The organism is Desertivirga brevis, from assembly GCF_017355835.1.
Genome location: NZ_JAFEWF010000010.1, coordinates 224,156 through 242,079, shown reverse-complemented (window position 1 = coordinate 242,079; position 17,924 = coordinate 224,156). Strand labels below are relative to the sequence as shown.

General features: G+C 41.3%; 11 protein-coding genes. 8 read left to right on the top strand and 3 right to left on the bottom strand.

The genetic code is table 11. The features are described 5' to 3' along the window. Positions 1 to 223 precede the first annotated feature (223 nt). The 8 genes from J4N25_RS22290 to J4N25_RS22255 all read left to right on the top strand — a co-directional run bounded on the left by J4N25_RS22290 (position 224) and on the right by J4N25_RS22255 (position 14,407). Positions 224 to 2,485, top strand: coding sequence for an NADP-dependent malic enzyme (locus tag J4N25_RS22290; RefSeq protein ID WP_207424023.1), 2,262 nt, complete (start codon positions 224 to 226; stop codon positions 2,483 to 2,485). 76 nt (positions 2,486 to 2,561) lie between these two features. Beyond that, entirely contained in the window at positions 2,562 to 3,146 is a 585-nt protein-coding gene (gene ruvA, locus J4N25_RS22285; RefSeq protein ID WP_207424022.1) for a Holliday junction branch migration protein RuvA, read from the top strand. A gap of 37 nt (positions 3,147 to 3,183) precedes the next feature. Continuing rightward, on the top strand, positions 3,184 to 10,230 hold the full coding sequence (gene sov / locus J4N25_RS22280) for a T9SS outer membrane translocon Sov/SprA (RefSeq protein ID WP_242695982.1): 7,047 nt from the start codon (positions 3,184 to 3,186) through the stop codon (positions 10,228 to 10,230). A gap of 47 nt (positions 10,231 to 10,277) precedes the next feature. Then, positions 10,278 to 10,655, top strand: a complete 378-nt coding sequence (gene gcvH / locus J4N25_RS22275; protein WP_207424021.1) for a glycine cleavage system protein GcvH — start codon at positions 10,278 to 10,280, stop codon at positions 10,653 to 10,655. Beyond that, the gene (locus tag J4N25_RS22270) at positions 10,656 to 11,048 is read left to right on the top strand and encodes a VanZ family protein (RefSeq protein ID WP_207424020.1); all 393 of its coding nucleotides are present in this window, start codon (positions 10,656 to 10,658) and stop codon (positions 11,046 to 11,048) included. Between the two features lie 368 nt (positions 11,049 to 11,416). Then, positions 11,417 to 11,632, top strand: coding sequence for a FeoA family protein (locus tag J4N25_RS22265; RefSeq protein ID WP_207424019.1), 216 nt, complete (start codon positions 11,417 to 11,419; stop codon positions 11,630 to 11,632). Between the two features lie 13 nt (positions 11,633 to 11,645). Next, on the top strand, positions 11,646 to 13,760 hold the full coding sequence (gene feoB, locus J4N25_RS22260; RefSeq protein ID WP_207424018.1) for a ferrous iron transport protein B: 2,115 nt from the start codon (positions 11,646 to 11,648) through the stop codon (positions 13,758 to 13,760). 8 nt (positions 13,761 to 13,768) lie between these two features. Next, on the top strand, positions 13,769 to 14,407 hold the full coding sequence (locus J4N25_RS22255) for a SprT-like domain-containing protein (protein WP_207424017.1): 639 nt from the start codon (positions 13,769 to 13,771) through the stop codon (positions 14,405 to 14,407). Positions 14,408 to 14,473: 66 nt separating this feature from the next. Here the strand turns inward: J4N25_RS22255 and J4N25_RS22250 are convergent, their stop codons facing one another. The 3 genes from J4N25_RS22250 to J4N25_RS22240 are packed head-to-tail and all read right to left on the bottom strand — an operon-like array spanning position 14,474 to position 17,918. Continuing rightward, on the bottom strand, positions 14,474 to 15,640 hold the full coding sequence (locus tag J4N25_RS22250; RefSeq protein WP_207424016.1) for a glycosyltransferase family 4 protein: 1,167 nt from the start codon (positions 15,638 to 15,640) through the stop codon (positions 14,474 to 14,476). A 19-nt stretch (positions 15,641 to 15,659) separates the two neighbouring features. Next, positions 15,660 to 16,925: a glycosyltransferase family protein gene (locus tag J4N25_RS22245; protein ID WP_207424015.1), complete on the bottom strand. Its 1,266-nt coding sequence runs from the start codon at positions 16,923 to 16,925 to the stop codon at positions 15,660 to 15,662. Between the two features lie 12 nt (positions 16,926 to 16,937). Beyond that, positions 16,938 to 17,918 carry a Gfo/Idh/MocA family protein gene (locus tag J4N25_RS22240; protein WP_207424014.1) on the bottom strand — a complete coding sequence of 327 codons (981 nt, stop codon included), beginning with the start codon at positions 17,916 to 17,918 and terminating at the stop codon, positions 16,938 to 16,940. Between the last annotated feature and the right edge of the window lie 6 nt (positions 17,919 to 17,924).

The following is a 17,924-nucleotide window of genomic DNA, read 5'->3' as shown; positions in this document are numbered from 1 at the left end:
GATAAGAGAGGGGCTGACGTTGCTACGTTCAGCCTCTTTTGCTTTATATAAAGGTTTAGTGACAGCTTTATCCCTCAAATTTGAGGAAGCTCATTTTTTTCTCAAGTATCAATTTCGTCTTTTGTTCCGTCGGGGAAAACAGGTTAATGCATAACCTTTTAAAAACCACCTCGTACTTTAATAAAAGATGTTATTTTTACACACGCTCAACCAGAAAGTGTTTATGTCTAAATTAACCCGCAAACAGGATGCATTAGATTACCATGCTTCAGGACGTCCTGGTAAAATAGAGGTAATTCCAACCAAGCCGACTCATTCTCAAAGGGATCTTACCCTGGCCTATTCGCCAGGAGTGGCAGAGCCATGTTTGCAAATAGCGGAAAATATTGAAGATGTATATAAATACACAGCAAAAGGGAACCTCGTTGCTGTCATCAGTAATGGTACCGCTGTTTTAGGTTTGGGTGATATTGGTCCGGAAGCTGGAAAGCCTGTAATGGAAGGGAAGGGACTGCTGTTTAAGATCTTTGCCGACATAGATGTATTCGATCTGGAGTTAAATACTAAGAACGTTGACGAGTTTGTTCAGATAGTAAAAGCTCTTGAGCCAACTTTTGGAGGGATTAATCTGGAGGACATTAAAGCACCCGAATGTTTTGAAATTGAAAGGCGTTTGAAGGCTGAGATGAATATTCCTGTTATGCATGATGATCAGCATGGAACAGCGATAATTTCCTCAGCTGCATTGATCAATGCCTGTGAACTTCAGGGTAAAGAACTTGATAAGGTAAAAATAGTAGTAAATGGAGCTGGAGCAGCAGCGATTTCATGTGCGAGGCTATATGTAAGTGTTGGCGCTTCGAAAGAAAATATATTCATGATCGACCGGTCAGGTGTCATTCGTAAGGATCGCGCAAAGCTGGAGCCGATTAAAGCCGAGTTTGCCACAGATCAGGATCTTAATACACTTGAAGAAGCTATACAGGGAGCCGACGTATTTATAGGTTTGTCTACAGCAGATGTTTTAACTGCAGAGATGCTTAGCACAATGGCAGAGAGGCCTATTGTTTTTGCTATGGCGAATCCTAATCCGGAGATTGCTTATGATCTGGCTGTGGCTACACGTAGTGATATTATTATGGCTACCGGCCGCTCAGATTATCCTAACCAGGTGAATAACGTATTAGGTTTTCCTTATATATTCCGCGGCGCAATGGATGTTCGTGCAACTACCATTAACGAAGAGATGAAGATTGCTGCAGTACGGGCAATTGCCGAGATGGCGAAAAAGCCAGTACCCGAGGCCGTAAACCTTGCCTATAATATTCAGAACCTTCGCTACGGAAAAGACTACATCATTCCAAAGCCAATGGATCCAAGGTTGATTACATCCGTGTCTCCAGCCGTTGCAAAGGCTGCAATAGAATCAGGTGTAGCTCGTAAGGAGATTGAGGACTGGGATGCCTATACAGAAGGCCTAAGACTACGATTAAGTAAGGAAGATGCTCTGTTAAGGTCATTGAATCTAAAAGCGAAATCTGCTCCTAAAAGGGTGGTTTTTGCAGAAGCAGATAATTACAAAATTCTAAAGGCCGCACAAATAGTAAAGGATGAAGGCATTGCCACCCCTATACTTTTAGGCAATAAGGAAACCATTGCTCATATTATTAAAGACAATTGTCTGGAACTAAGTGGTGTTCAGATAATAGATCCTAAAGACGAGGCTGAAAAGCTGGAAAAATATTCGGAATTCCTTTATAAAAAACGGCAGCGAAGAGGTGTGAGTCAGGGTATGGCCGCCAGGCTTGTAACTGATCGTAACTACTTCGGTTCGTGCATGGTAGAGTTTGAAGAAGCTGATGTACTGATATCAGGACTAACCAAAGATTATGCTACCACGGTAAAGCCAGCATTGCAGGTTATTGGCACAAAACCGGGAGTTGACAGAGTTGCCGGTATGTATCTGATGCTAACCAAAAAAGGGCCGATTTTCTTCGGGGACACTACGGTCAACAAAAATCCTACTGTAAATGAGCTTGTAGATATTACTGTTTTGATTGAAAAAGCTGTACGTACATTCAATGTTGAACCCAGGATTGCTGTTCTTTCCTATTCAAACTTCGGAACAGTAGAGGGAGAAGTACCAGAAAAAACCCGTGAAGCAGTACGTATTTTACATGAAAAATACCCTGAAATAATAGTGGATGGGGAGATGCAAGGAAATTTTGCAATTAATTCTGAACTTCTGAAAAATAATTTTCCATTTAGTACGTTACGAGATCAGCCTGCAAATACGCTTGTGTTTCCAAATCTTGAATCGGGTAATATTGCCTATAAGTTATTACAAGAGCTGGGAGAGGCAGAAGCAGTGGGACCTATCCTTTTGGGATTGAATAAACCTGTTCACATTTTACAAATGGATAGCTCAGTAAGAGAAATTGTCAACATGGTTACAATAGCCGTTGTTGACGCCCAAAGTAAGTAGAGACGTTAGGATAAGGGGATCCGCGTTATTTCAGGAAGCACGTTTGCTAACAAATAAACAATTTATATAGGTATAAATGTACGCGTATATTGATGGAAGGTTGGTCTTTAAATGTCCAACTTATGTGGTATTGGAAGCCGGAGGAATTGGCTATCAAATTAATATTTCCCTGAATACTTACTCAAAACTTCCGTCAGAGGAGCGTTGCAAGCTTTATGTTTGGCAGCATGTAAAGGAAGATGCGCATACCTTATATGGATTTGTTGAAGAGGGGGAGAAACGTCTCTTCCTTCATTTGATCTCAGTGTCTGGCATAGGTCCTGGTACAGGGAGAATGATCCTTTCTTCAATAACTCCCGAAGAGATACAAACAGCAATAGTAAAAGGAGACCTGCCCCTTATTCAACGTATTAAGGGCATTGGCCCAAAGTCGGCCCAACGTATTATTTTAGAACTGCAGGATAAACTTAAAAAAGAGGGATTGGAGAGCTTAACCTCAATCCCTCAATATAACTCAGCGAGAGACGAAGCCCTTTCTGCGCTCGTCATGTTAGGATTTGGTAAAAATCAGGCAGAGAAAGCATTAGATAATATTTTAAAGAAACAAGCTGGAACAATTACCGTAGAAGACCTCATTAAAGGCGCCCTGAAAGCCCTGTAATAAATTATAATACAGCTCTTTAAAATATTTACTGGTTTTGAAAAGATCATCTACTATCTCTTTTTTAATAACTAGCTTTTTGTTATTCTTCTATACTGTAAATGGGGTTTTTGCACAAACTACCCCTGCTGCAGATAGCTTGAAGCTAAAATATCCTTTTAGCGACAGCAAGCTGATGGAACTTAACCCGAAGCCTGGATTTTATTTGCCAAATCCTTCAAATATTAACCGCACAGTTGAATTCGACGCAGTTAATAAACGCTATATCATTCGCGAAAAGATTGGTGACAGGACCTACCGTCCACCTCAATATTTAACGATTGAAGAATACCAGCGCTATGAGAATGAGCAGATCAAATTGAATTACTGGAAACAACTTTCAGAGGCACCCATCAGGGAAGCTAGAGAACCTGGTTTTGTTCCAAGTGTAAAGATCAATAGCCGTTCTTTCGAAAGGATCTTCGGAGGAAACAGTATTGATATCAGACCGCAGGGTACTGCAGAATTAACTCTTGCAGGGCGAATGAATAAAACTGCAAATCCTCTTTTTAACGAAAGACAACGTCGGCAGGGTAACTTCGATTTCGATCAGCGTATCCAGATGAACGTACTTGGACAGATTGGCACTAAGCTTAAGATCAATACCAATTACAATACTGAAGCGCAGTTTGATTTCGAGAATCAAATGAAGTTGGATTATACCGGTAAGCCAGATGAGATCGTTCAAAAAATCGAGGCGGGTAATGTAAACCTTCCCTTAGCCTCAACTCTAATCAGTGGAAGCCAATCGCTCTTTGGTTTAAAAACTCAGTTGCAGTTCGGAAAGTTGAACGTAACATCTATCTTTTCTCAGCAGAAATCTCAGCAGAAAGAGATAACGATCAATAATGGTTCACAACAGAATGAGTTTAGGATAACCGGGGATAATTACGAAGCAAACAAACACTATTTCCTTGCCCATTACTTTCGTGATCAATACAATAATGCCCTGAAAAATCTTCCGCTGATATCTTCTAACGTAAATATTACCCGTATTGAAGTTTGGGTAACCAATAGAAATAACAGTACTACAGATTCAAGGGATATTGTTGGTTTGATAGATCTGGGAGAGAATCGCAGGATCAATAACCCCACTCAGGTACAAGGTGGTCCCGCTTATGTCGCTTTACCAGCTGCGGGCCCTTTAAGTGATCCTGATTTCGGGAGAAAGCAGTCGAATAACCTACTCGCTCAACTTTCTCAGGATCCAGCTAACAGATTAACAAACTCTAATAGCATTGGTAATTTCTTTCAGGCGAACGGTGCGAACGATAACTTTTCCAAGTTGTCTTATGCGCGTAAATTAACCGAGAGAGAGTTTACCCTTAATCCTCGTTTAGGATATATTTCCTTAAACACAGCTCTTAATGCTGATGAAGTTTTAGCGGTAGCTTACAGATATAATTATAACGGAGAAGAATACCAGGTAGGTGAATTTTCTACAGACATAGCAGTTGATAATGAAACGCCCAACGCTCTGTTTGTAAAACTTCTTAAGGGAGAGACACTTAAAACATCATTACCAACCTGGGATCTGATGATGAAAAACGTTTACTCACTTGGAGCTTACCAAATCAGTCGCACAGCTTTTAATCTGAATGTATTTCGCCTAGATGAAAGAGGTGTTGAAAGTCCTTTAGTTACGGAAGGTTCAAGAACCTCTGGAATGAGATGGCTTCAGCTAACTAATTTAGATACGCTTAATCAGGCTGGTAGTCGTGGCTCTGATGGTTATTTCGATTTTATAGAAGGGGTCACTATCGATCCTCTTAACGGTCGTCTGACCTTTCCTACGAAAGAACCTTTTGGTGAAGATCTGGAACCAAAGTTTGCAGAGACGGAATTAAGAGAAAAATATGTATTCAAAGAGCTATACGATCTGACAAAAGCAGATGCTCAACAGCTTTTTACAAATAAGAACCGTTATATTATTAAAGGAACATTCCAATCTGAAGTAAGCTCTGAGTTCCAGCTAAACGCTATTAACATTCCCCAGGGATCTGTGCAAGTGTATGCAGGAACATTACCGCTGCAAGAAGGTAATGACTTTACCGTAGATTATAATAGCGGTCGGGTAAAGGTTCTTAATCAGGCGCTTTTGAACTCCGGACAAACCATACGCATAAAAATGGAAAATGCGGAGTTGTTCGGTTTACAGCAGCGTTCCTTGTTTGGAACCCGTTTCGACTATCGCGTTAATCATAAGTTAAATCTTGGCGGTACAGTAATGAACCTTACTGAGAAACCGCTTACCCCTAAGATCAATATTGGTGAAGAGTCTATTTCCAATACAATCTGGGGAATGGATGCCAACTACTCTTCTGATTCCCGCTGGTTAACGCGCCTGGTCGATAAGCTCCCATTCATCTCTACAAAAGAAACATCTTCGATCACTTTCTCAGGCGAGTTCGCTAACATGATTCCTGGTCACCCTAATGCATTAAATATTGCAGGAAGTAAGAACGGTGCCAGTTACCTTGACGACTTTGAAGGAAGCCGTTCCATTATCGATTTGAAAAGTGCTATAGCATGGCAGATATCAGGAACACCTGCCAGGTTCCCCGAATCGCAGCTTTCCAATAATCTCGAGTATGGAAAGAACAGGGCAAGATTAGCGTTTTATAATATCGACCCAATATTCTTCAATACAAGTAATACATTAACACCAAGTAATATCAGGGGAAACAGGAACGAGCGCTCTAATCATTATGTGCGTGAGGTATTAGAGCAGGAAGTGTTTCCTTTTAAACAGTCTACTACAGGGCAACCTCTGATGCTTCCAACGCTTGATCTTGCCTATTATCCAACCTTGCGTGGGCCATATAACTTCACAACTACAGGTTTAAATCCCAATGGAACTTTAAACAGACCGCAAGATCGTTGGGGAGGTATTTTCAGAAGGATTGAAACGAATGATTTTGAGGCATTGAATGTTGAGTTTATCGAGTTATGGATGATGGATCCATTTATCTATAAGCCAAATGCGCAGGGTGGAGACATGTATTTCAACCTGGGTAATATCTCTGAGGATATTTTGAAGGATGGATACAAATCATTAGAGAACGGTTTACCGCCAGATGGAGATGTAAGTAAAACTGTAGAATCAGTTTGGGGAAGGGCAGCAAAGCTTCAGCCGGTTGTTCAGGCCTTTGATAATGATCCGGCGGCAAGGAAGTTTCAGGATATAGGTTTAGACGGATTATCAGACAATGATGAACGTCAGAAGTTTGCTCCACAACTAAACCAAATCCGGGGGCAGATCAGCGGCCAAGCGGCGGCAGAATTAGAAGCTGACCCCGCTTCAGATAACTTCCAGTACTATAGAGGAAGTAATTTGGATAATCAAAATGCAGGTATCCTTAAACGTTATGAACGCTACAACGGTTTAGAGGGGAACTCCAAGACTACAGAGCAGTCTCGTGAGGAGACTGGAATAGAAAATACAGCATCAACTCCGCTCCCGGATGCTGAGGATATCAACCGTGATAATACTTCCAATTCTGCAGATGCTTATTGGGAGTATAAAATATCTATCCGTCCACAGGATATGATCGTCGGTCAGAATTACATTACTGATAAAGTAACTAATACCGTTACTCTGGCTAATGGGGAGAAACAGCAGGTTTCCTGGTACCAGTTTAAAATTCCTATTTCAAACGGTATTTCTGTTGGGAATATTGAAGATTTTAAATCCATCCGGTTTATCAGGACTTATCTGACCAACTTTACGGATACTACAGTAATGCGCTTGGCAAGAATGCAATTGCTAAGAGGAGAATGGAGAAGGTTCAATGCCGAGGGTACACGTGAAAAGGTGATTGCAGATCCTGCCCTTATGACTAATGGAACTAATCCGCCAACTGATAATTCGAGCATCGAGGTTGCCACTGTAAGTATCGAAGAGAATGGTAAACGTACTCCTATTCCTTACGTAGTGCCTCCTGGCATTCAAAGAGAGCGCGATTACAGCAACTTCCGCGGTCAGACGCAGCAAAATGAACAGGCCTTGGCTGTTACGGTAAAGAATTTGAGAGATGGTTACGGAAGGGCGGCCTTCAGAACCACTTATCAGGATTTCCGTTCTTACCGGAAGTTAGAGATGTTTATCCATGCAGAGGGAGATAATCTTCGTGATAATGATATCAGTGCCATTGTTCGAATCGGAACAGACAATCAGGATAACTATTACGAATATGAACTTCCGCTAAAAGCTAGTCCTTACGGATCAAGTGATCCTTATACTATCTGGCCTGAAGCGAATAATTTAAGCATTGACCTTGCCAAATTTCAGCAGGCAAAAGCTGCAAGAAATAATGCCGGGGCGCTGTTAGATAGACCTTTCACTTTCACCGACGGTAATGTGACCATTACAATAAAGGGTCAGCCTGATTTGAGCAAAGTTAGAGTGTACATGCTGGGTATTAAGAACCCACTAAGAAATGCTGCAAACTCAAATGCCGACGACGGACTAGAAAAAACGGCTCAGGTGTGGTTTAATGAGTTACGTTTAACTGACTTTGATGAAAGGGGAGGCTGGGCAGCCACGGCCCGTATGAATGCTAAGCTTGCTGATTTTGGTGATGTAACCGTTTCTGGAAGCAAGAGCACAATCGGCTTCGGTTCAATTGACAAGCGTGTGAGCGAGCGGAATAGAAGCGATGATTCTTTCTTTGACCTTTCCAGTAGTCTCGAGCTGGGTAAATTCTTCCCAGAGAAATCAGGTATAAAAATACCTCTATTCATCAATTGGTCCAGTCAGTTGAGCGTTCCACAATTTGATCCACGTTCGCAGGACATCGAATTGAAGAACTCCCTGAGGGGCCTTTCTTCGGCAGAGAAGGATGCGGTACATAAAATAGTTGATAATTATACAGGCAGAAGGAGCATCAACTTCACGAATGTAAGGAAGATCAAAACAAATCCCGACAGTAAAAGCCGTATCTGGGATATAGAGAACTTTAGTGGAACCTACGCTTTCACTGAGTATAATCATAGGGATTATATTAACGAGACTTCTCTGCAAAAAACTTATAAGGCGGCATTAGCTTATAATTTCTCTGGGCAACCTAAAAGTATAACTCCATTTGCAAAAATGGTGAAGGCAAAGAATCTGGATCTTCTGAAAGACTTTAATCTAAGCTTGATGCCTTCTACATTGAATTTTAGAGTAGATTTAGATCGACTTTATTCCGAAAGCAAGCTTAGGGATATCGATATCACTAATACTGGTATCCGTAGTAAGCCAGCGTACAATAAGAATTTCCAGATCACCAGGCTTTATGGAATTGGCTGGAATTTAACTCGCTCTTTGCAGTTGGATTTCAATGCTACTAATTATGGTATCATTGATGAAAAACTTGGCGCTAACGACAGACAGAACAGGGATACTATCTGGACGAACTTAAAGCGACTAGGTAGAACAACGAACTATAACCATGTGGTTAATGTAAATTATACCGTTCCTCTAAGTAAGATTCCGGGTTTAAGATGGACTAATTTGGTGGCCAGATATGGTACAAACTTCAATTGGGAGTCAAAACCATTGTTCGCTTTACGTGACGAGACGATTGGAAATACCATTCAGAATTCAAGGACTATACAGCTGAATCCGACTCTTAATTTTGTCACCTTATATAATAAGTTAGCCTTCGTTAGAAATGCTACACGTCCTGATGCCGCAGGCTTCAAGAGAACATTGGTTACTGCATTAACAAGCATTAAGAATGTAACGGGTAGCTACTCAAGAACGGAGGGACAGTTTCTTCCGGGCTATTCACCTTCCACAAATCTTCTGGGGTATAATTTAAACACAAATGCTCCTGGCTGGGATTTTATCTTTGGATCCCAAAATGATATGTGGGCGAGAGCATTATCCAGAAACTGGCTGGCAAAGGATACCCTACAAAGCAAGCTTTATGTGAAGACGAGAAAGGAAGATCTGAATCTTAGAGGAAGTCTAGAACCGATTAAAGATCTGCGAATAGAGTTAACTGCACTAAAAAGTCAGAATTTTAACTATTCATCAACATTCTCCTACAACCTGGATAGTGGAGCCTTCAATAATAATAACCAGATTACAACAGGAGATTACAGTGTTTCTTTCTTCTCTTTGAAGACAGCTTTTTCTGGGGACAATGCAGATAATACTTCCCGTCTTTTCCGTCAGTTTGAAGCAAACAGAAGAGTGATTTCTCAACGCTTAGGTGCAAGAAATCCAAATTCATCTGGTCAGGATGGTAATGGCTACGCTCAAGGATATGGTGCAAATTCTCAGGATGTAGTAGTGTCCGCATTCGTGGCAGCTTATACAGGTCAAGATGCAGGGAAAGTTAGCTTAAGAAGCTTCCCTAAGATTCCAATACCAAACTGGCGCATTACTTACAATGGATTAACGAAGATTGACTTGTTCAACAGGATTTTCTCCTCATTTGATATCAATCATACCTACAGGTCGACTTATAGTGTAAATAGCTTTAATTCCCTGGCAAGATATGATGGAGGTGCAAATGGGTTTCCTTCAGTGGTTGATGCAAATCAAAACTTCTTGCCTCGCTACCAGTTCTCTCAAGTGCTTTTAGCCGAGCAATTTGTACCGCTACTGGGTATCGACTTCAGATTGAAGAACAACATGAGCATGAACTTCGAGTACAGAAAGTCGCGGGCTTTGAGCCTTAGTTTGGCTAATAGTCAGTTGGCTCAGCAAAGGGATAATGGGATAATTTTTGGTTTTGGATACAGGACGGCTAATTTGAGATTACCATTCGGTTTATTCGGTGGAAGAAAGCTAAATAACGATATCAACTTCAAAATGGATTTCGGGTTAAATGATCGTAAAACAACAATCTTTAGGGCCGACGTGGAAAATGCAGAAGTATCATCAGGAGCGAAGACCATTGGGTATAAGCCTTCGATCGATTATGTGCTGAATCAGAAGTTCAACCTGAGGATATATTACGATGGCACTATTACCAAACCGTATACTTCTCAAACGTTTAATACATCATTCACAAACTTTGGTGTTAGTTTAAGATTCATCCTTCAATAAAGGGCGTAATTTGATTATTTCTTTATTTTTACCCAAAATTTAAGAATATGAATTTTCCTGCAGAATTAAAGTATACAAAAGATCACGAATGGATCAAGGTTGATGGAAACGAGGCTTTGGTGGGCATCACTGATTTTGCACAGCGTGAGCTTGGTGATATCGTTTACATCGACATCAATACAGTTGGAGAAGAAGTAAGTCAGAACGAAGTGTTCGGTACTGTAGAGGCTGTAAAAACGGTGTCCGACCTGTTCATGCCTTTGACAGGAAAAGTTCTTGAGATCAATTCAAAATTGGATAGTGCACCAGAATTGGTAAACCAGGATCCTTACGGTGAGGGATGGATTATTAAAGTAGATATTAGCGGAGCTGATACTGCAGGTCTGTTATCGGCCGACGAATATAAAACGTTAATAGGCCAATAAATGGTAAATTCATTAAAGCACCAGTATCTGGCCATTATATGGGCGATAGTGGTGCTAATCTTATGCGACATGCCGATGGATGCAACAGGAGGAGTACCGGCGTTCCAAGGCATGGATAAACTAGTGCATACTATCTTTTTCTTTGTCTTAACAGTATTACTGTTCTATGGCAAAATCAGGCAACAAAGAAGCTATTACTTCCGTATTACCACCATCTTTAAAATCTTCTTCTTTACAGCAGCTTTAGGAGCAGGGATAGAAATCCTTCAATGGAAAGTTTTCACCTATCGCTCGGCAGAATGGTGGGACCTTTTCTGTGATTTAGCTGGTGTAGGAATGGGGATTTTTAGCTATATATTTTTACACAGGAACGGACATGAAAAATTTATTTAGAGTTGGATTGGTAGCGGTGGTTTTGTTTTCAGCAAGCTCTTGTTCTGTATTTAAGAAAGATTGCAATTGCCCCCATTTCAAGCAGCAGGCAGTAAGTAAGAGGTAAGGAACCTAAAAGAGAACCTAAGAATAAGGGATTTGCCAGAGCGCCGGCTTTTTCTCCCCCTCTGGGGGAACCGACCAAAGGGAGCTCATTGAGGCCATTAAAGAACAAATTAAACTTCTCAATAGATGCCGAAGGCAGAGAGGGTATAAGACTATATTAGTTCCTTTCAACCTTTTACCTTCCCCCTCCCCCTTCTTTTTACAAATCTTATTTGGAATTATTTCAAATAAGCTTAACTTTGTTACGGTTTAGAAATTTATCAATGAAGCTTTCTCAATTAGAAGCCGGACAATCTGGTATTATTAAAGAATTTACAGATCTTGAAATGTCAGTTAAGTTGATGGAAATGGGATGCCTTCCAGGAGAACCGATCTTAGTTGAAAGGTTTGCACCTCTTGGTGATCCGATGGCGATCCGCGTATCCGGTTATCAATTGAGTCTTCGTAAAAATGAAGCTTCAACTATAATATTGCACTAGAGAAAAACGGTAAGTGAGTGGTGATCTGAAAGTTGCACTGGTTGGAAACCCAAATACAGGAAAATCTACACTATTTAATCTTTTAACAGGCTTAAACCAGAAAGTCGGAAACTTTCCTGGTGTTACTGTTGATAAGAAAGCAGGCTTTTGTAAGCTTCCCGATGGCAGAAATGCAGAGATCATAGATCTTCCGGGCACCTATAGCTTATACCCCAAAAGCAAAGACGAAACAATCGTATTCGAAGTATTAGCGGATACCAATAGTCCTTCGCATCCCGACTTAATTGTAATCGTTGCAGATGCATCTAATCTCAAGCGGAACCTTCTGCTTTATACCCAGGTAGCGGATCTTAAGATTCCCGTTGTAGTCGCATTGAACATGATGGATCTGGCAAGAAAAGCCGGAACCGAGATCGATTTGGATGAACTATCTGCGAGGCTAGGGGTCCAGATAGTAAGTATTTGCGCCAGGAAAGGAGAAAACGTCGATGCTTTAAAGGAAGCAATTGCTTATGCCCCTTCATCTCCTTTACAGGTTGATACGATAGAAGTTGAAGCATTAGCGCCAGGATTGATTACCAAAATTCAGGAAGAGATCCTGGTAGATAAGCCTTACACTGCATTGCAGTATGCCCATCAGCATGAGAACTTGAGTTTTCTTAGTCCCACTCAAAGCGATCGGATAGAAGAGATAGAGAAAGAGTTTTCATTTCACTCATCTAAGGCGCAGGCAGCAGAAACTATTGCCCGCTATAATTTTATCAACGATATTCTTTTTGATACGGTTAAATTCAAGGCTGAAGCGGAGAACGAAACCTTAAGTAACCGGATCGACAAAGTTCTTACACATAAAATTGGCGGTTTCCTTATTTTCTTCGGAGTACTGTTCCTTATTTTTCAAGCAATTTTTGCCTGGTCAGAGTATCCGATGACACTCATAGAGAACCTGTTTCTTTGGCTCACTGATACTGCTCACGAGGTCCTTCCTGAGGGAGCCCTTACGAATTTACTAGTAGATGGAGTTCTGGCAGGATTGAGCGGAGTGTTGGTATTTATCCCTCAGATAGCTATTCTCTTTGCTTTTATCTCCATTCTTGAAGATACGGGTTATATGGCCCGTGTTACCTTCATGATGGATAAGATCATGAGAAAAGTGGGTTTAAATGGTAAATCGGTTGTGCCATTAATTGGAGGTTTGGCATGTGCTGTTCCTTCTGTAATGAGCGCACGTACTATTGAAAACTGGAAAGACCGGATCATTACCATTATGGTAACTCCTTTGGTAAGCTGTTCCGCTCGTCTGCCAATATATACTCTCTTAATATCACTGGTTGTTCCCGATGGTAAGGTACTTGGTATTTTTAGCCTGCAGGGATTAGCTTTGATGAGCATGTACGTGCTGAGTATGGTTTCAGCAGTATTTGTGGCTTGGGTAATGAAATTCCTGATAAGATCTCGTGAGAAAGGATATTTCATCATGGAGTTGCCGGTCTACAGAATGCCGAGATGGAGCAATGTTGGCTTAACCATATATGAAAAAGTAAAGGCCTTTGTTTTCGAGGCAGGAAAGGTGATCATAGCTATTTCAATTGTGCTTTGGGTGCTGGCCTCCTACGGGCCACCTTCACGGCAGGAAGCTATCGAACGTAAGTTCAGCTCTCCTGAGACAGTTAACAAATATTCTAGTGAGGAGCTGGAGACCTTAAAGTCTTCAGAAAAGTTGGAAAACTCATATGCAGGTGTTGTAGGCAGAGCGATAGAGCCTGCTATAAAACCATTAGGATTCGATTGGAAGATAGGCATCGCATTGATCACATCCTTTGCCGCACGGGAAGTCTTTGTAGGTACCATGGCTACAATCTATAGTGTCAATAATAATGATGCAGTAGAGAATTCCGTAAGGGATAAAATGAGGCGAGCCAAGGATCCTGAAACTGGTCAGCCCGTATTCACATTTGCTGTAGGTTTATCATTGATGGTATTTTATGCATATGCTATGCAGTGTATGAGTACTTTGGCTATCGTTTACCGTGAAACAAAAAGTTGGAAATGGCCGGCAATACAATTAGGCTATATGACTGCTTTAGCTTATTTTGCAAGCTTATTAGTGTATAATTTGCTGAAGTAAGTATTGTTGTGGATAAAGTAAAGGTGCTTTCAAAATACCTCCCTCCGGAAGCAGCTCCTCTGGTTGCTAAATGGATCGACTATTTCAAATGTGAATTCAAGATTTCGAGGAATAGAAATACCAAGTTCGGGGATTACCGCTCCCCTTACGGCGGACAGAACCACCGTATTTCGGTTAACTACGATTTAAACCCTTACGCCTTCTTGGTAACCACGGTGCACGAGTTCGCACACCTACTAACTTGGAATGAGCACAAAGGACGTGTAAAGCCGCACGGAGCCGAATGGAAGCATAACTTCAAGCGCATGATGCAACCCTTCTTCGATCTGCAAATTTTCCCTACTGACCTTAAAAAGGCAATAGCGAGTTATTTAGAAAACCCAGCAGCTTCCAGTTGCAGTGATCTTAATCTTTTCCGTGCCTTAAAGCAATACGACCAGAAGCAAACGATATTGATCGAAGCTTTACCTGTTAAATCTGTCTTCCAGATAAAAGGGGGACGTCAGTTTACCAAAGGAGAGCAGGTAAGGAAACGTTTTAAGTGTGTAGAGAATGGAACGGGCAGGGTTTACCTGTTTAGTCCGTTAGCGGAGGTATTTCCAATTGGAGATGAAGGCAACAATGGTCCGGCAGAAAGGGCGCGATAGCCTTTCTCCCCCTTTGGGGGAGATGCCGAAGGCAGAGAGGGTATACGCTTTACAATTGCCCTAACATTACAGTCCCTCCAACTCCCTACCAAACTTCTTCCTAAACACCTCCTTATAAAAGCCAACCGTCTCTTCAAAATTCTTCTCTATCGTATATTCCCCTGCCTTTTCCAACCCTTTGTCAATTATCTCTTCTCTAAAAGCCACTGACTCCAGACTCAAAATCGCATCAACATAAGAGTTATAATCGAAATCAATATTCACAATTAAAACAGCATCTCCGGCAACCTCTTTCACTGCCTCGTTCCCTGCACATACCACCGGGCATCCCGCTTTCATCGCCTCGATCACAGGCATACCAAATCCCTCGTACAAGCTTGGATATAAAAGGCAATAGGCTTCGTTGTAAAACTTATTCAACTGATCAACAGAAACGTTGTCATGATGGCTCCATCTACCATTGCAAGCTTTGTTAAGTTCATTAGTTTCGCAAGCTTTAAGCTTTCCTCCTCCAACTAAAATTAACTCAAAATTGTCCAGTTTTTTAATCACCCTAAGACATAGCTTAAAGTTTTTATAATGAGCCCTCCCTCCAACAAATAATATTGTCTTATTAACGCGGCCCTCATTCTGTTTTAAGCGATAGAATTGGTTCGAGAAGCCGTGATGAATAACTTTAGTTTTCTCTACCGCTACCTTTGGATAAAGAGCAAGCAATTTTTTTCTGGTAGTTTCCGAGACACAGATAATTCCGTTAGCCCGGTTAATTGCAGACTCTTGCAGAAATCTTTTAAACCTCGCTCTCCACCCTGTAACCATCCCTATCTCTGCTGCCAGATCGTGAATGGTAATAATACTGCATACGTTCTTCTGAAGACTATAGCGTAAATAGCTGGAGTGGAACAAGCTATAGGCCGGTAGTTTGACAAGTAAAGGAAGCAGCCGGGCTAAGCTAAGAGGAAGCTTATTGTCATAAATACTCTCACCTCGCCAGCTCTCTTCTATCGGTAAGATTGACTTAGAATCCCCCCTTCGAATCAGGACTACATTTCTGAACCTACTCTGCTGCCACTGTTGAAGGAAAGATGCCCAATAAACAGAAATACCTCCAATAGATTGCAGTGAAAATATAATATCATCCATGAAAATATGCGTTTTGCAGGTGAGCACTGCCTTTTCTCCCCCTTTGGGGGAGATGCCGAAGGCAGAGAGGGTATGCAACATTCTTTTCATCAACTATCTCTCCAATAAATCACACCAACCCCCTAACCACCTCAACCAGCTTTTCCGCTTCCGCTTCCCTGCTAATACTATACAAAAACTCCTTGGAACGCGGAATGATAAAGCTTTCTCCTTTCTGATGTTTCTCCCAAAGACTACAGAGCATTTCATAACACTCGTTCTCACTTTCGCATACATATCCGGCATTGTGCTCTTTTATGCTCTTTGCTGCATTGCCGTGGTCTGAAATAGGCAAAAGTATGGGCTTTTGAAGAGCCAGATAGTCCAATTGTTTCGAACTATCTATCTCAGTTCGGTCTCCATACTTCAGATGAAGAAAAGCTGCTGCAGTATAAGCAATCTCAATCGCTTCTGGTAAAGACAGCCTTGGCGTAACTGTGATAAATTCCTTCAATCCAAAATCATCAATTATATCAGGAAGCATAGTATTTGATCGGGATCCCACAAAAAGGACATCGAATTTCTCCGGCTCTATTTGTTTAGATCTTAGCAATTGCGATAAGGATCTGAAGAAACTTAGATCAATAATTTGATCATTATACAGTGTGCCAAGGTAAACAATTCTAAAGACAGGATAGTGACCAACAATGCGCCTAGGTTCTATCACATGAAGATTTGCTCCATTTAGAATAACACCTATTTTATGCCGGAATTGGGAGGGAAAAAGTGCTTTCACCATCTCGCTATCACAGAAGGCTTTATTCGCTACACTCAGGCATTTGTCCTCCGTATTTCTCTGCAGACAGTTTTTTATCCTGCTTATCCAAACCTTTGAATCCAAAGGCTTATAGCTATAGGTCCATGGGTCGCGGTAGTCGAGGATTAATTTGCAATTTTTTGCCCTTGCTAATTCAGCAGCAACCTTAAAAAGACTATAAGGAAACCCAGAGGCTATTAGGACGTCCCGCGGTCGCAAGGAATTGGATGTAAAGTATTCTCTGAGCGAGTTTACCGGATAGTAAAAATCACATCCATTTATTAACAAATATAAGAAGCCTAATAAGGCGGAAGCCATCCTGTTATTCCCACTGCCTATTAGCTTCGAAATTATTCGCTCACTAAGACTTTCATCTAATTCAAATGATATAATATCTCCTTGTTCTCCATCGTATTTCAATAAGCCCTTCGACCTAGCTTCAGTATCTCTTTCTAATAGGGGAGGGTTAAGTATTTTTACCGGAAGGCCATTCTTAGACAAAGCGGAATAAAAAGACAGGATGCGGTTTCGGGCAGTTGTATTAACATCGAGATTATAAGGAGACAGAATATAGATCATTGCTATCGCTGTTTAATCCCTGTCCCTAACGGAATAAATTTCTGTTATAATTTCAATTACTCTTAGTGCCTCCTCGCCAGAGACATCTGTTTTCTTTTTGCCTCTGATAACATCAATTACGTCTGTGATGACCTGGCTGTGATTGTCAACGATATTCTGGTTTAAGTTCATCTTCCTGGAATCGTAATCCTTCACATCACAATAAGTAATAGTATCCATGTATTGCCCCCCGATTTTAATGGTCCCATTTTCGGCTATGACCGTAATAGTAGTTTCCAGATTATGATCCATCACTGCAGTGGTATAAGTAAGACTCCCCATACCTCCGGAAAGTAAATCAAAATTCACGAAGCCAGAATCCTCAACCTCCGTCAAATCCTGATGACGGAAATTATTAAATTTAGCCTGGATATTTTTTAGGTCGCCAAAAATCCAGTAGAGCAAGTCGATGCAGTGGGAGAATTGAGTGTACAGCGGTCCTCCGTCAAGTGTTTTGGTACCGCACCAGGTTCTTTCCTGGTAGTATTGTTCATCTCTGTTCCAAAAGCCGTTAACCTGTACTAGGAAGATCTTTCCAAGTCTATCGGTCTCCACCATTTGTTTTAGCCATCTTGTGGGATAGGAATACCTGTTGGGCAAGACGGTGAACCAATGTTTTCCAAACTCATTTGCTTTTGCTATTATTTTTTCTGCAGCAGCGTTGTCTAAAGCCAGCGGCTTTTCAACTAACACATGAAGTTTCCGTTCCAAGGCTTCCAGGGCTTGTAAAGCATGAAGACCGTTGGGTGTAGCAATTGTAAGGATGTCGGCTTGGATATCGGAGTCCCAAAATGCTTGCATGGAAGGGAAATGATCAGCAGCCAGAGAAGTGGAAGAAGGCTTCGGGTCTATAACTGCCACAAGTTTAACATCCGTCCGATTTTTAAGGATACTAATATGTCGTTTCCCAATGTGTCCAGCTCCTGCGACCGCAAATCGAACTTGTTCTTCCATAAACAA

Coding starts and splice junctions, on each gene's coding strand:
- J4N25_RS22290 (WP_207424023.1), top strand. CDS start 224: ATGTCTAAATTAACCCGCAAACAGGATGCATTAGATTACCATGCTTCA.
- ruvA (WP_207424022.1), top strand. CDS start 2,562: ATGTACGCGTATATTGATGGAAGGTTGGTCTTTAAATGTCCAACTTAT.
- gcvH (WP_207424021.1), top strand. CDS start 10,278: ATGAATTTTCCTGCAGAATTAAAGTATACAAAAGATCACGAATGGATC.
- J4N25_RS22270 (WP_207424020.1), top strand. CDS start 10,656: ATGGTAAATTCATTAAAGCACCAGTATCTGGCCATTATATGGGCGATA.
- J4N25_RS22265 (WP_207424019.1), top strand. CDS start 11,417: ATGAAGCTTTCTCAATTAGAAGCCGGACAATCTGGTATTATTAAAGAA.
- J4N25_RS22250 (WP_207424016.1), bottom strand. CDS start 15,640: ATGAAAAGAATGTTGCATACCCTCTCTGCCTTCGGCATCTCCCCCAAA.
- J4N25_RS22245 (WP_207424015.1), bottom strand. CDS start 16,925: ATGATCTATATTCTGTCTCCTTATAATCTCGATGTTAATACAACTGCC.
- J4N25_RS22240 (WP_207424014.1), bottom strand. CDS start 17,918: ATGGAAGAACAAGTTCGATTTGCGGTCGCAGGAGCTGGACACATTGGG.